The sequence below is a fragment of the Arthrobacter sp. U41 genome, assembly GCF_007679325.1.
Classification (GTDB): Bacteria; Actinomycetota; Actinomycetes; order Actinomycetales; family Micrococcaceae; genus Arthrobacter.
Genome location: NZ_VEGI01000002.1, coordinates 376,424 through 389,683, shown reverse-complemented (window position 1 = coordinate 389,683; position 13,260 = coordinate 376,424). Strand labels below are relative to the sequence as shown.

Genomic DNA, 13,260 nt, shown 5'->3' with positions numbered 1-13,260 from the left:
GCCGCCGGCCGGCGAGGTCAGGGCCGGCCGGAAATGCCGGCGAGCAACTGTTCGAACGGCAGCGACTCCAGGACCGCCGGTTTTTGCTGCGGCTGCGCGCCCTGCAGCAGGCTGGCGAACTCCCCCGCCGCCCGCTCGATCCGCGTGGAGAGGGCCGAGCCGCCGTCGTCGTTGTTGCCCCAGTCCTGCGGACCGGCAAAGACTGCGGTGTTGGCGGTCCGGGTGCGGAGGTACGTGAACAGGGGGCGCATGGCAAAGTCCAGGACCATCTGGTGCCGGTCCGTGCCCGCAGTGGCGCCGAGCAGCACGGCCTTCCCCTCCAGCGATTTGGGGTCCAGGACATCGATGAACGATTTGAAGAGTCCGCTGTAGGAGGCGCTGAAAACGGGGGTGACCGCAATGATGCCGTCCGAGGCCTCGACTCCGGCGATCACGCCGGCCAGCGTCGGCGCCGCATAGCCGGTCACAAAGTTGTTCGCGATGTCCACCGCCAGGTCCCGCAGTTCCACTGTCTCGATGCGGACGGCGTAGCCGGCCGCGGCGAGCTGGCGCTCCGCAGAGGCTGCCAGCTGGTCCGCCAGCAGACGGCTCGACGACGGGACGCCGAGTCCGGCGGAAAGAACGGTGATACGGCGGGTTTCCACGGAGTGCTCCTGATGTGAGGCGGGGGCCTGAGCCCTGATGCATGCGTTTGCATCTACCTGTAGAAGCCGGGCCCGGCGCCGTTTATTCCCGCCGTTGCGCTATCACTTTTGGTCCCTCTGCCGCCGGAATGACCACAACAAGGGATAGGGCATCCGGGGGTCAGAGCAGGACAAAGCCTTCGATACAGCTCACCGAACTGCCTCCGACCCAGATGTCGTCCCCCACCGCGTCGATATGGATCCGCCCCGCCCGGCCCAGCACCGTTCCCTGCGCCGCGACATAGGATTCCGGGGCCCGGCCGCTGCGGATCAGCCACTGGGCCGCGCCGGCGTTGAAGCTGCCGGTGACGGGGTCTTCCGCCGCGGCGTCGCCCGGGATGAAGGTCCGCACTTCGAAGCCGATCCCGGCTCCGGCGGGATGGGGACCGATCACGCCGACCTTGAGCCCGCCCATGGCCGCGTAGTCGGGCCTGACGGAAAGCACCGCCTCCGCCGACTCCAGCAGCACTCCGATCCAGTTCGGTCCGTTGACCAGCCAGGACGCGTCCAGGAGCGCCTCCCGCGGCATGCCCAGGCCGGCGGCCACCCGGGCGAGCTCCGCCTCGGACACGGGTCCCGAACGGGTCAGCGGCGGCGCCGCGAAGGCAAGCCGGCCGCCGTCGCGCTTGACCCTGACCAGCCCGGCACCGCACTCCTGGACCAGCACGCCGTCCTGCCGGGGGATGCCGCCGGCCTCCAGCCAGGCGTGCGCCGAGCCCAAGGTGGGATGGCCGGCAAAGGGGAATTCCTCGCTGCCGGTGAAGATCCGGACCCGGTAATCGGCCGCGGGGTCCGTGGGCGGCAGCAGGAACGTGGTCTCGGAAAGGTTGGTCCAGTTGGCAAACTGCTGCATGACGTCAGCCGGGAGTCCCTCGGCGTCGACGACGACGGCCAGCGGATTGCCCCGGTACGGCTCGGCGGAGAAAACGTCCGCCTGCACGAAGGGACGCAGGCGGGGCTCGGGTGCAGGGTTCGGGGTCACCGGAGCAGGCTATCACCGACGCCGTTGCGGCTGACAAGCGTGCCCCGGTCTGCCAGACTGCCCCCATGGCCGCGAACAAGACTGAAAACAAGACCGTAGCAACCGGCGCGTCCGTCGACGAGTTCCTCGCCGCCGTCGAGCATCCCGTGCGCAGGGAGGACGGCCTCCGGCTGCTGGACCTGATGTCCGGAATCACGGGGCAGCCGGCACAGATGTGGGGCCCGACGATAGTGGGCTTCGGCGAGTACCACTACAAATACGAGACCGGGCGCGAAGGGGATGCCCCCGCCGTCGGCTTCTCGCCGCGGAAGGCCAGTCTGTCGCTGTACGGGCTGATTTACGGACCCGAGGCGGCGGAGCTCCTGGGCCGGCTGGGGAAGCACAAGACCGGCGCGGGCTGCCTCTACATCACGAAGCTTGACGACGTCGACGAGGCGGTGCTCGCCGAGCTGGTCCGGGAGGGGTACCGCTATGTCAGGACGGTCCTGCACCACGGCTGAGCACTCCCGTCAGGCTTAACGCAGAAGGCCCCCGCGTCCGGTTCCTCAGGGGAATCCGACGGCGGGGGCCTTCCAGCAGTTCAGGACTGCAGAGCCGTGAAGGCTACTTGCCTGCGACTACGTCCAGATCAATCACAGCGGCAACGTCGTCGTGCAGACGGACGTTGGCCTGGTAGGAACCAACCGACTTGATGTGCGTCGGCAGTTCCACCTTGCGCTTGTCGATGCGGCCAAGGCCAGCGGCCTCAACAGCGTCGGCCACGTCGCCCTGCTTGACGGTGCCGAACAGGCGTCCGGTCTCGCCAGCCTTGACAACGAGCTTGACCGGCTTGGCGGAGAGTGCAGCGGCCTGCTTCTGAGCGTCTTCCAGGGAAGCGTGCTCGCGGGCGGCGCGGGCAGCCTTGATGGACTCAACCTGCTTCTCGCCACCCTTGGACCAGGTCAGAGCGAAGTTGCGGGGCAGCAGGTAGTTACGTGCGTAACCGTCCTTGACCTCAACAACATCGCCTGCAGCACCGAGACCGGTTACTTCGTGGGTCAGAATGAGCTTTGCCATGTTAGTTAATCCCTTCCTTAGCCGCGGCCAGCGCCGGAGTAAGGCAGCAGAGCAACTTCGCGGGCGTTCTTGATTGCCTGGGCGATCTTGCGCTGTTCCTGCACCGTGACGCCAGTGACGCGACGGGCGCGGATCTTTCCGCGGTCGGAGATGAACTTGCGCAGCAATGCTACGTCCTTGTAGTCGATGACAGTGATGTCAGCGGCCTTCAAGGGGTTGGACTTTGGTTTGGGCTTACGGAGTTCAGCCTTAGCCATCGTGGAGCTCCTATTCGATGGAGCCCGTGGACATTGATCCACGGGATGGTGGTGATCCGACGCCGGTCAGCGCCCGTCCGCCTTGCGGCGTTCCGGCGGGTGTCGTCGTCGGACCTTAGATGTTGTTTAGAAGGGAGGTTCGGAATCCGGGCCGTTGCCCCAGCCGCCGCCTGCATTGCTGACACCGGGCGTGGCCCAGGGGTCATCCTGCTGCTGTGCGGGCTGGTTGCCGCCCCAGGTTCCACCCTGGTTGCCGCCCTGGTTTCCACCAGAGCCGCCACCGAAGCCGCCGCCGCTGTTGCCGCCGCCGAAGCCACCCTGGGCGCCGTTGCCGGCGCCCCCACCGCCGGAGCGCTGGGTGCGGTTGACCTTGGCGTTGGCGTAGCGCAGGCTGGGGCCGATTTCATCGACCTCAAGCTCGATAACGGTGCGCTTCTCGCCTTCTTTGGTTTCGTAGGAACGGCTCTTCAACCGGCCGGAAACGATCACGCGCATGCCCTTGGTCAGGGATTCGGCGACGTTCTCGGCGGCTTCACGCCATACCGACGCGCGGAGGAACAGGGTTTCCCCGTCCTTCCACTCATTGGACTGGCGGTCGAAGGTGCGGGGAGTAGAAGCGATGGTGAAATTCGCTACTGCCGAGCCTGACGGCGTGAACCTCAGCTCGGGGTCATTGGTGAGATTACCGATGACCGTAATAGTGGTCTCGCCTGCCATCTACTGCCTCCTTGTTCGTTCCTGCGGGGGTAAAGATTGAGGGTGGGCTGATTACTCAGCAACAACCTTCTGCTCTTCGGGGCGGGTGATCTTGGTGCGCATGATGGTCTCATTGAGGCTCAGCTGGCGATCAAGTTCCTTGGCGGTAGCCGGCTCAGCGGTGAAGTTCACCACGGCGTAGATACCTTCAGACTTCTTCTGGATTTCGTAAGCCAGGCGACGACGGCCCCAGATGTCAACCTTTTCGATGGTTCCACCATCGGTCGTGATGACGTTCAGGAACTTCTGAAGCGTTGGCTCAACGGTACGCTCTTCGACCTCGGGGTCGATGATTACCATCAATTCGTAAGGACGCATATGTGAACCCACCTCCTTTGGGCTAAGCGGTTACGGCATTTCCGTAACAGGAGGTTCATTTGCGGTGCCGTGTGCCCGCATCGCCCCCGGGAACGGGGGCAGGGCGCAGCACAGACTTCAATAGCTTAGTGCATCGGGGCCGTATTCCGCGATTCCACGCCTGCCCAGCGTAGGCGCCGGCGGCAGGGTTCCGGAAGCCGCGCCGGCTTATATGTGGACAACGCTGTGCCATGATCGGGGAATGACCACCGGATCCCCGCCCGCCCGGCCCGTGCGCCGCAGCAGGCTGCGTTTTGCGGTGATGCTCACCGCGGGGGCCGCCGCGGCCGCGGTCACGGCCTTTGCCGGGTACTGGGTAGCCGCTCCCGCCGTGGGCTGGGGCGTCGCCGCCCTGACCTACGTCGCTTGGGTCTGGCTGGCGATCGGCCGCTTCAACCCTGCCGAAACCCAGGCGCACGCCACGGCGGAGGACCCGTCCCGCGGCACAACAGACCTGCTGATCCTGGCGGCCAACGTCGCCAGCCTCGGCGCCGTGGCCGCCGTCGTCGTCGATACCCATGCCAGCGGCGGCGGGTCCCGCTTCGGCGGGGGGCTATTGGCGCTGGCCTCGGTCGCCCTGTCGTGGATGCTGGTGCAGACGCTGTTTACGCTGCGGTACGCCGAGTTGTACTACGGCACGGGCGGGAAAGCCGGGACGGCTGTGGGCGGCATCGATTTCAATCAGGAACGGCCCCCGCAGTACACCGACTTCGCCTACCTCGCCACGAGCCTCGGCATGACCTACCAGGTCTCGGACACCGCCCTGCAGCACCAGGGCATCCGCGCGGAAGCGCTCAAGCACAGCCTGCTTTCCTACCTCTTTGGGACCGTCATCCTGGCGGCGACGATCAGCCTGGTGATCAGCCTGGCGTTCTAAGCGCCTACGCCGCCGTCCGGAAGAACAGCTCCGTCACCATCGCGAGCCGGTAGGGGTCCTCCACGCCGCAGAGCTCGCGGGCGGAGTGCATCGAGAGCAGGGGCACCCCGACGTCGACCGTCCGGATGCCGAGGCGCGTCGCCGTCAACGGCCCGATCGTGGAGCCGCACGGCATGACGTTGTTCGAGACGAACTCCTGAAACGGGATGCCGGCGTCCGCGCACAGCCCCGCCCAGAGGGCGGCGCCGGTGGCGTCCGTGGCGTAGCGCTGGTTGGCGTTGATCTTCAGCAGCGGGCCGCCGTTCAGGGCCGGCCGGTTCGCCGGATCATGCCGCTCGGCGTAGTTCGGGTGGACGGCATGCCCGGCGTCGGCGGACACACAGAACGACGCCGCGAAGGCCTGCCGCCGCTGGCTCGCCGAGGCGCCCAAGCCGTCGGAAATGCGCACCAGCACGTCCTCAAGGATGGGCCCGCTCGCGCCGGACCGGGAGGCGGAGCCGATCTCCTCATGGTCGAACGCGGCCAGCACGGCAATCGACGCCCCGGCCGGCAGCGGCGCGTTCGCGTGCGCGATCAGCGCCGCGAGCCCGGCGTGGGTGGCCGAAAGATTGTCCAGCCGTCCGGAGGCGAAGAACTCGCCCTTCGCGCCGAACACGGCGGGGGCCTGGGTGTCCGCGATAACGATGTCGTAGCCGCCGATCTGCGCCGCGTCCACCTCCGCGCCCGAAACGCGGTCCGCCAGCAGGCCCAGGAGGTCCTCACCCGCCGGGTCGCCCAGCCCGTAGACCGGGTTCATGTGTTGCTGCTTGTCCAGGACCAGCCCCTCGTTCACGGCGCGGTCCAAATGGATGGCCAGCTGAGGGAACCGCAGCAACGGCCCCGTGGCGGTGAGGTGCTGGGTGCCGTCCCGCATCACCAGGCGCCCGGCGAGCTGCAGTTCGCGGTCCAGCCAGGAGTTGAGCAGGGGACCGCCGTAGACCTCGACGCCGGCCTGCAGCCACCCGAACTTGCCCGTGGTGGGTTTGGGCTTGAGCTTGAAGGACGGCGAATCGGTGTGCGCACCCAAGATGTTGAACCCGGTGGTGGGACCGGCCGTCTCCGGCGTCACCCAGGCGATGATCGCGCCGTCGCGGATGATGTAGGACTTCCCTGCGCCGCCGCCGGGGGCCGCGTCCCAGGGCTGGAGCTCGTCAAGGGCGGTGAATCCTGCTTCGTCAAGCCGGCGGGCGGCCTCGTGGACGGCATGGAAGCTCGACGGCGACGCGGCAACGTATGCGCCGAGGTCCTGGATGTGGGCAGCGGCGTTGGACTGTGAAGGCATGGCTCCGAGTCTAGCGCCGTGCCGTTGGCCCGCCGGGTGCCTAGACGGTGACGTTGAGCCCGGCCGTATATCCGCCGGACACCGATCCCGTCATTGTGGCGAGCTGGTAGATGCCGCCGTCGTCGCCGAAGACGTTGTCCGACGTCAGCGTGGTCCGGGGGAAGTTCCGGGCGCTGGATTCGTAACCGGCCGAGGCATAGACCTCCTTGCAGGCGGCGTCGGTCAGGGCGATCTGGGACACGGCGAGGACCTGCCCGGCCGCCGTTGCGTTGTCCATGGACTCGAAGACTTCGAAGTGGATGTGCGGCCAGCGGCCGCTGTAGGCGCCGGGGAAGATCGTCTGGAAAGTCACCTGGCCGTTGGCGTCGGCCTCCTGCACGCCGCGCAGGAAGTTTTCGTTCGTCAGTCCGGCGTCGTACATGGAGTATCTGCCCTCCTTGTCGCAGTGCCAGGCGTAGACGGCGGCCCCGCCAAGGGGTGCACAGCCGTTGGCGTTGTCGAGCAGGGTCAGCGTGACGGTGAGCGGCACGCCGTCGGCCCTGGTGCTGGAGGTGCCAAAGCTGGAGGTGATGTCCTTCCGGACCACGCCCGAGGCGGCCAGGACGTTCGGGCCGTTGGAGCCGTCGCCGGGATACGGCCCGGCGGTCTCCTCTGGGATTTCCACGCCGCACTCGGCGATCGCGCGGGTCAGCGTTGGCGAAGCGGAGGCAGCGGCGGAGGGCGTGCCCGTGGCCACCGCGGTGCCGGAGGCCGCCGGTGTCGGCGCGGACGTGGCCGTCGCTCCCGCGGCAGCGGATGAGCCGCCCGGGGTGCACGCCGCCAGGGCCGCGGCCGCTCCGGCGCCGAGGAACATGCCCAGCGAGCGGCGGCTCAGGAGCGTGGAGAGGTCGAATTCCAGGCCGCGGTCGTGGTTGGGGTGTGGTTCATGCTGGGGCTGCGGGGTAGTGGTCATGCGTCCATGCAACCCCGGAGCTCTATGCCCTGGCTAGGCCCTTCCTGTGCGCGTGCTGTGGCCGGAGCCGGAGCAGTCCCCGCGCCTGGCGGCCCCGGGACATGCCCTCCCTGGGCCGCGCCGAGTGGACATAGTGGCAGTATGTCCACTGCAGCGCCCCCGGACTGGGCATGTCCCGCGGTGCTACGACCGGTGCTACGACGCCGGGCCGGCGCCCACGGTGACGTCTTCGGCCGTCTCGCTGGCCCCGGACTTGCCGGCGCCGGCTCCGTCGCTGCCCGCGGCCGGGGTCTTCGAGCCCTGCTTGCGGTAGCGCCACAGGCCGATCCCGACCACAACGGCGGCGAGGGCCAGGGAGAGCAGCAGTGATTCGCGGGTGGACTCCAGGAAGACCATGCCGATCAGCAGCGCGATGATGCTCAGGATGGCCACCCAGGTCAGGTAGGGGAAGAGCCACATCTTGAGCTGCAGATCCTTGGCCGAGGCGCCCATCCGGCGGCGCAGGATCAGCTGCGAGCCGGCGATTACGAGCCACACGAACAGGGCAATCGCGCCTGAAGTGTTGACCAGGAACAGGAACACTGTGTCCGGGGCGATGTAGTTCAGGCCAACGGTGATGAAGCCCACCACGGTGGAGGCCAGGACGGCGGCGGCCGGGACGCCACGCTTGGAGATCCGCATCCAGGACTGCGGCGCGTCGCCGCGGCGGGAGAGCGAGAACAGCATCCGGCTGGCGGTGTACAGGCCGGAGTTCAGGCACGACAGCACGGAGGTCAGCACCACGATGTCCATGATGGTGCCGGCGCCGGGGATGCCGTACAGCTCGATCACGGCAACGTACGGGCTCTTGGCCACGGAGGCGGAGTTCCATGGCAGGAGGGTGACCACAATCGCGATGGAGCCGATGTAGAACACGAGGATGCGCCAGACGGTGGACTTGACGGCCTTCTTGACCGCGTCGACGGGGTTTTCCGACTCGCCGGCGGCGATGGTGGCGATCTCAGCGCCAAAGAACGAGAAGACAACAACGAGGATGCCCGCCAGCACGGCACCGGGTCCGTTGGGCATAAAGCCGCCGTTTTCCAGCAGGTTGCTCACGCCGGGGGCGGGGACTCCCGGGATGAAGCCCAGGATTGCCGCGACGCCGAAGAGCAGGAACAGCACGATCGCCGCGACCTTGATGGAGGCGAACCAGAACTCGAACTCACCGAAGGACTTCACCGAACCCAGGTTGGTCAGGGTCAGGACCACCATCAGCAGCAGCGCCCAGACCCACTGGTCGATCCCCGGGACCCAGCGGTGCATAATCGCCGCACCCGCCGTGGCCTCGATACCCAGAACGATGATCCAGAACCAGGCGTACAGCCACCCGATGCTGAATCCTGCCCAGCGGCCCAGCGCCTTGTCCGCGTACGTGGAGAAGGAGCCTGTTTCCGGGTTGGCCGCAGCCATTTCACCCAGCATCCGCATGACCAGAATGACGACGAGCCCCGCCGCCGAGTAGGCGACCAGAATCCCGGGGCCCGCCTGCTGGATCGCCGCGCCGGAGCCGACGAACAGCCCGGCGCCAATCACGCCGGCGATGGCGATCATGGACAGATGCCGGGGTTTCAGGGATTTGGATAGCTGTTGGTCAGCCTGCATGAAGCGCCGTCCTTCGTGGATTGTGCGGGTCCGCGGTGGATCACTGAAACTTGTGCGACGGACCACATTGACGTTTCACACTAGACCGGACGGGGAATCCCTCGTTCTGTGCAATCCCACAAATGACGGACGGCCGGGACGGGCACAGTGCCAAGAACAGGGCCCGTGAGGCAATGAAAGTTGCCTCACGGGCAATTCAGAAATGTGTTTGAAACCACTGCTTCAGGCTCCACCGCCGGAAGCTGCGCCCTCGGCCGCTGCCTCAGTAGTCCGGATTGCTGGGCACCACCAGGCCCGTCTCGTAGGCATACACCACGGCCTGGACCCGGTCGCGCAGGTGCAGCTTGTTGAGGATCCGGCGCACGTGCGTCTTCACGGTGGCTTCCGAGAGGAAATACCGGTGCGCAATTTCGGCGTTGGAGAGCCCTTCAGCCATCGCTCCGAGCATCTCGGCTTCGCGCGGGGTCAGGTCCTCCAGCAGCGGGTCCCTGGCAGACCGGCCCCCGGCGGGGGATTCTTGCCCAGCGGCGCCGCCGGCACCAGCGCCATCGCCAGAGGCGCCGCCGGATGCACCGCCCGGCCCGCGGCCCCGGACGTAGGTTTCCAGCAGCCGCTGCGTGACGCGCGGCGCCACCACCGCGTCGCCGCTCGCCACCACCCTGACGGCGCTGATCAGTTCGGCGGGCGCCACGTCTTTGAGCAGGAAGGCGGAGGCTCCAGCCCGGAGCCCCGCAAATGCGTATTCGTCGAGGTCGAACGTGGTCAGGATGATGACCTTTGCGCGGGCGCCGGAGGCGGCGATGGCCTGCGTGGCCCCGATCCCGTCCAGCACCGGCATCCGCACGTCCATCAGCACGACGTCGGGCGCGAGGTCCCGGACCTGGCGCACCGCTTCGGCGCCGTCGGACGCCTCGCCCACAATGCTCAGGTCATCTTCTCCGTCCAGGATCAGGCGGAAGCCCATCCTCAGAAGCGGCTGGTCATCCACCAGCAGGACGCGGATCGGTCCGGTACTCATCGGTTCCCCTTGACTCATGTGGCCTTGCTTTCGTCGCCGTTCCAGTGCAGGACAGCATGCACACGCCAGCCGCGGTCCCCGCTCCGTCCTGCCTGCACAGTGCCGGCGTAGATCCGGGCCCGCTCCAGCATGCCGGCGAGGCCCTGCCCGGTACCCACCGGCCCGGAGGAACCCCACTGCGGCGGCCCCGCGGCGGAGCCGCCGGAATCGACGGAGCCCCCGCCGTCGTCGACGACGTCGATGGTGACTGTGGAGCCGTCGCGGACAACCGCCACGTCCACCCGGCCCAGGGAACGGCCGTAGCGCAGCACATTCGTCAGGGACTCCTGCACAATCCGGTACACGGTCAGCCGGAACGCGGCGTCGTCCGGCAGGGACGGCCCGGTGTGCGTGTAGTGCAGCGGCAGTCCCGCGGTGCGGAAGCCTTCAAGCAGCTTGCCCAGGTTGTCCCCGGCGGCGAGCGGCTCCCGGGGCGCCCGCGCGGGGCCCGCGTCGTCGCGCAGCAGGCCGAGGACGCGCCGCATGTCCGCCAGCGCCGCGCGGCCGGTGCGGGAGAGTTCCCCGAGGACCGCCGCGGCCTGCGCCGGGTTCCTTTTGACCACGACGGCGGCCCCGTCCGACAGACTGATCATGACCGTCAGCGAATGCGCCACGATGTCGTGCATCTCGCGGGCGATCCGGTTGCGTTCCGTGACCGACGCGAGCCGCGCGGTCCTCGCTGCCCATGCGGCAATCTCGTGCTCATGCTCGCGCCGCTGCCGGACCGAGACGCCGATCCCGGTGGCAATGACATTGGAGAGGGTGATGCTCACGGCTGCCGCGATACTGGTAATCAGCTGGAAGTTCTCCGGCGTGCTGACCCCCATGTCCGGCAACCGGCCATCCAGCGGACCAACCGCCAGCAGGAAGTACAGGAACACCAGCGGCGCCGTGGCCGCGGCCAGGGTCCCGAGGGCGAAACGCCGGCTGCGCACCACCGCCACCGAGTACAGCGCAAACCACAGCCCGGCGGAGACGTTGGAGCCCCAGGGGTGGAGCAGCGTCACGCCCACCTCAAGCAGCGCCACCACAGCCACCACTGCCACAGGGTGGCTCCGCCGGAACAACAGCGCCGCCGCGCCCGCCGCGAGCAGCAGCGCCACGGGCCAGACGCCGTCGAGCACCGATTCCACCGCTGTCGGCGTGACAAGCAGCAGGTAGCAGGCCACGACAACTGCGTCCATGGCGCGCGGATGCTGGAACAGGTAGCGCCGGACCCGGCCGCGGCGCCGGGCGGTGATTTCAGCGAAGGACGCGTCAGCCTGGCCGGCCGGCGCGTCCCTCACTGGAACTGCATCGATCATGCTCTGAGCCTAGACGGTGCGCACGAGCGGACTACACGTCCCGCTTTTTGAGCAGCACAGCGGCCAGGACCACCGGGATGACCACCCAGGCGCCCAGCACCAGGGCGGCCTGCCAGGCTTCCAGGGTGTCCGGGAGGTGCTCCACGGCGATCATCGGTTCGACCGTGTTGCCGGGCAGGTACTTGCGGGCCTCGACGAAGAAGTCGCCCGGGATCAGCTGGAAGGCAATCGGGGCCACAAAGAACAGCCCGACAAGGCTCATGATGCCGCCGGCGGAGTTGCGGATGATCGCACCCAGGGCCATGCCGATGGCGGCGACGGCGGCGACGTAGAGGCTGTTGACGAGCAGCATCTTTACCGACTGTGAACTGGAGAGGTCCAGGTTGAGGTTGTAGTTGTCCAGGATCGGCAGGGACACGAGGCCGGCCAGGTATACGGAGGCGGCGGTGAGGACGAACGCCGTCACCATGACCACCAGCAGCTTGGCGGCGAACGCCGGAAGCCGCTTGGGGACGGCCGCGAAGGTGGAGCGGGCCATGCCTGTGGTGAATTCGGAGCTCATCAGCAGCACCCCGAGCGAGCCCAGGATCAGCTGGGCAAACGCGATGCCCGAGGTGGGGACGCCGACGGCGAGGTCCCCGCCCTGGGCGGCGAAGGCGGCGGCCGCTTCCGGGTCGCTGGTGGCGGCCTCGGCAAACTGCCCCGTGCCCCAGGCGGAGAGGGCACCGAAGCCCACAACCACCAGGACGGTGCAGCCCAGCAGGATCAGCGTGGACAGAAGCGTGCGGAACTTGATGAATTCCGAGTTCAGCACCCGGGGGAAGCTGGGGCCCGGACCGGTGCTGAGGCTGTCGCCCGCCCGGCTGCCGGCCGTGTTGCCTGCCGTGCCGAAGTTCTCGCCGCGGCTTGGCGGGGTCGGTTCGAAAGTGGTGGAACTCATGGCTCAGTTGCCTCCGGACGGGACGGGGGCGTTGTCGCCCGTGGTGATCAGCGAGTGGTATTCGACTTCATCCTTGGTCAGCTCCATGTAGGCCTCCTCGAGGCTGGCCTGCAACGGGGTGAGTTCGTAGATCATGACGTGGCTGTCGAGGGCCGCGCGGGCAATCCGGCGCGGATCCAGGCCCGTGACCTCGAGCAGTTCGTTGTCCTGCAGTTCCACGGAGACGCCCTCCCCCGCGAGCAGCTGCATCAGCTGGTCCGGCTGATCGGTGCGGACGCGGGTGCGGATCCGGCCCTTGCCGTTGATGATGTCCTGGATGGGGGCATCGGCGATGATCTTGCCGCGTCCGATCACAATCAGATGGTCCGCGGTGACGGCCATTTCACTCATCAAGTGGCTGGAGAGGAACACGGTGCGGCCCTCGGAGGCCAGGTACTTGACCAAGTTGCGGACCCAGACAACGCCCTCCGGGTCCAGGCCGTTGACGGGCTCGTCCAGGATGACGGTCTGCGGGTCCCCCAGCAGCGCCGCGGCGATCCCCAGCCGCTGTCCCATGCCCAGCGAGAAGCCGCCGACCTTCTTCTTGGCCACATCGGCCAGTCCCGTCATTTCAATGACTTCGTGCACCCGCTTCTTGGGGATGCTGTGAGTAGCGGCCATGGCCAGGAGGTGGTTGTAGGCCGAGCGGCTGGTGTGGACAGCTTTGGCGTCCAGCAGGGCGCCGACATCGCGCAGCGGAGCGTGGTGCCGGTCGAAGGGCACGCCGTTGACGGTGACGGAGCCCGACGTCGGCCGGTCGAGTCCCATGATCATGCGCATGGTGGTGGATTTGCCGGCACCGTTCGGGCCCAGGAAGCCGGTGACCCGGCCGGCTTCGACGGTGAAGTTGATCCCGGCCACGGCGGTCTTTTCGCCGTAAACCTTGGTCAGGCCTCGTGCTTCGATCATGGAAGCGTTCCTTTACCTAGCAGTAGGGGGTGTGTACACACCACGCTACCGAGGCGAGGGACCGATTTCGCCGGTCTCAGGGATGATTCAGGGTCGAATCAGGGTAGTCCGGGAGGATGACGGCGC

Annotated in this window: 15 protein-coding genes; 2 read left to right on the top strand and 13 right to left on the bottom strand. The window is 67.6% G+C overall.

Features of this window, described 5'->3' with window-relative positions; translation table 11 throughout:
• Nucleotides 1–17: 17 nt before the first annotated feature.
• Together FS787_RS10550 and FS787_RS10545 are read right to left on the bottom strand one after the other, a co-directional pair.
• Nucleotides 18–644 (bottom strand): FMN reductase, encoded by a 627-nt coding sequence (locus FS787_RS10550; RefSeq protein WP_144672369.1) that lies wholly within the window; start codon nucleotides 642–644, stop codon nucleotides 18–20.
• Between the two features lie 160 nt (nucleotides 645–804).
• Nucleotides 805–1,665, bottom strand: a complete 861-nt coding sequence (locus FS787_RS10545; protein WP_144672368.1) for a PhzF family phenazine biosynthesis protein — start codon at nucleotides 1,663–1,665, stop codon at nucleotides 805–807.
• A 65-nt stretch (nucleotides 1,666–1,730) separates the two neighbouring features.
• Here FS787_RS10545 and FS787_RS10540 point away from each other — a divergent pair, with 65 nt between their 5' ends.
• Entirely contained in the window at nucleotides 1,731–2,165 is a 435-nt protein-coding gene (locus FS787_RS10540) for a DUF1801 domain-containing protein (RefSeq protein WP_144672367.1), read from the top strand.
• A gap of 103 nt (nucleotides 2,166–2,268) precedes the next feature.
• Here FS787_RS10540 and rplI read toward each other — a convergent pair whose 3' ends face one another.
• The 4 genes from rplI to rpsF all read right to left on the bottom strand — a co-directional run bounded on the left by rplI (nucleotide 2,269) and on the right by rpsF (nucleotide 4,052).
• Entirely contained in the window at nucleotides 2,269–2,721 is a 453-nt protein-coding gene (rplI, locus tag FS787_RS10535; RefSeq protein ID WP_144672366.1) for a 50S ribosomal protein L9, read from the bottom strand.
• Between the two features lie 17 nt (nucleotides 2,722–2,738).
• On the bottom strand, nucleotides 2,739–2,978 hold the full coding sequence (rpsR, locus tag FS787_RS10530; RefSeq protein WP_003800144.1) for a 30S ribosomal protein S18: 240 nt from the start codon (nucleotides 2,976–2,978) through the stop codon (nucleotides 2,739–2,741).
• A 126-nt stretch (nucleotides 2,979–3,104) separates the two neighbouring features.
• Entirely contained in the window at nucleotides 3,105–3,695 is a 591-nt protein-coding gene (locus tag FS787_RS10525) for a single-stranded DNA-binding protein (RefSeq protein ID WP_144672365.1), read from the bottom strand.
• Between the two features lie 51 nt (nucleotides 3,696–3,746).
• On the bottom strand, nucleotides 3,747–4,052 hold the full coding sequence (gene rpsF / locus FS787_RS10520) for a 30S ribosomal protein S6 (protein WP_056428835.1): 306 nt from the start codon (nucleotides 4,050–4,052) through the stop codon (nucleotides 3,747–3,749).
• Between the two features lie 241 nt (nucleotides 4,053–4,293).
• Between rpsF and FS787_RS10515 the strand changes: the two genes are divergently transcribed.
• Nucleotides 4,294–4,968: a DUF1345 domain-containing protein gene (locus FS787_RS10515; RefSeq protein ID WP_260982498.1), complete on the top strand. Its 675-nt coding sequence runs from the start codon at nucleotides 4,294–4,296 to the stop codon at nucleotides 4,966–4,968.
• A 4-nt stretch (nucleotides 4,969–4,972) separates the two neighbouring features.
• Here FS787_RS10515 and FS787_RS10510 read toward each other — a convergent pair whose 3' ends face one another.
• The 7 genes from FS787_RS10510 to FS787_RS10480 all read right to left on the bottom strand — a co-directional run bounded on the left by FS787_RS10510 (nucleotide 4,973) and on the right by FS787_RS10480 (nucleotide 13,134).
• Nucleotides 4,973–6,289, bottom strand: coding sequence for a M18 family aminopeptidase (locus tag FS787_RS10510; RefSeq protein WP_144672364.1), 1,317 nt, complete (start codon nucleotides 6,287–6,289; stop codon nucleotides 4,973–4,975).
• A gap of 40 nt (nucleotides 6,290–6,329) precedes the next feature.
• Nucleotides 6,330–7,241: an intradiol ring-cleavage dioxygenase gene (locus FS787_RS10505; RefSeq protein WP_144672363.1), complete on the bottom strand. Its 912-nt coding sequence runs from the start codon at nucleotides 7,239–7,241 to the stop codon at nucleotides 6,330–6,332.
• 195 nt (nucleotides 7,242–7,436) lie between these two features.
• A complete protein-coding gene (locus FS787_RS10500) occupies nucleotides 7,437–8,885 on the bottom strand; it encodes an amino acid permease (RefSeq protein ID WP_144672362.1) in 1,449 nt (482 codons plus the stop codon).
• Nucleotides 8,886–9,147: 262 nt separating this feature from the next.
• Entirely contained in the window at nucleotides 9,148–9,903 is a 756-nt protein-coding gene (locus tag FS787_RS10495; protein ID WP_144672361.1) for a response regulator transcription factor, read from the bottom strand.
• Between the two features lie 14 nt (nucleotides 9,904–9,917).
• Nucleotides 9,918–11,246: a sensor histidine kinase gene (locus FS787_RS10490; RefSeq protein WP_144672360.1), complete on the bottom strand. Its 1,329-nt coding sequence runs from the start codon at nucleotides 11,244–11,246 to the stop codon at nucleotides 9,918–9,920.
• 31 nt (nucleotides 11,247–11,277) lie between these two features.
• Nucleotides 11,278–12,186, bottom strand: a complete 909-nt coding sequence (locus tag FS787_RS10485; RefSeq protein WP_144672359.1) for an ABC transporter permease — start codon at nucleotides 12,184–12,186, stop codon at nucleotides 11,278–11,280.
• Between the two features lie 3 nt (nucleotides 12,187–12,189).
• The gene (locus FS787_RS10480; RefSeq protein ID WP_144672358.1) at nucleotides 12,190–13,134 is read right to left on the bottom strand and encodes an ABC transporter ATP-binding protein; all 945 of its coding nucleotides are present in this window, start codon (nucleotides 13,132–13,134) and stop codon (nucleotides 12,190–12,192) included.
• Nucleotides 13,135–13,260: the final 126 nt, after the last annotated feature.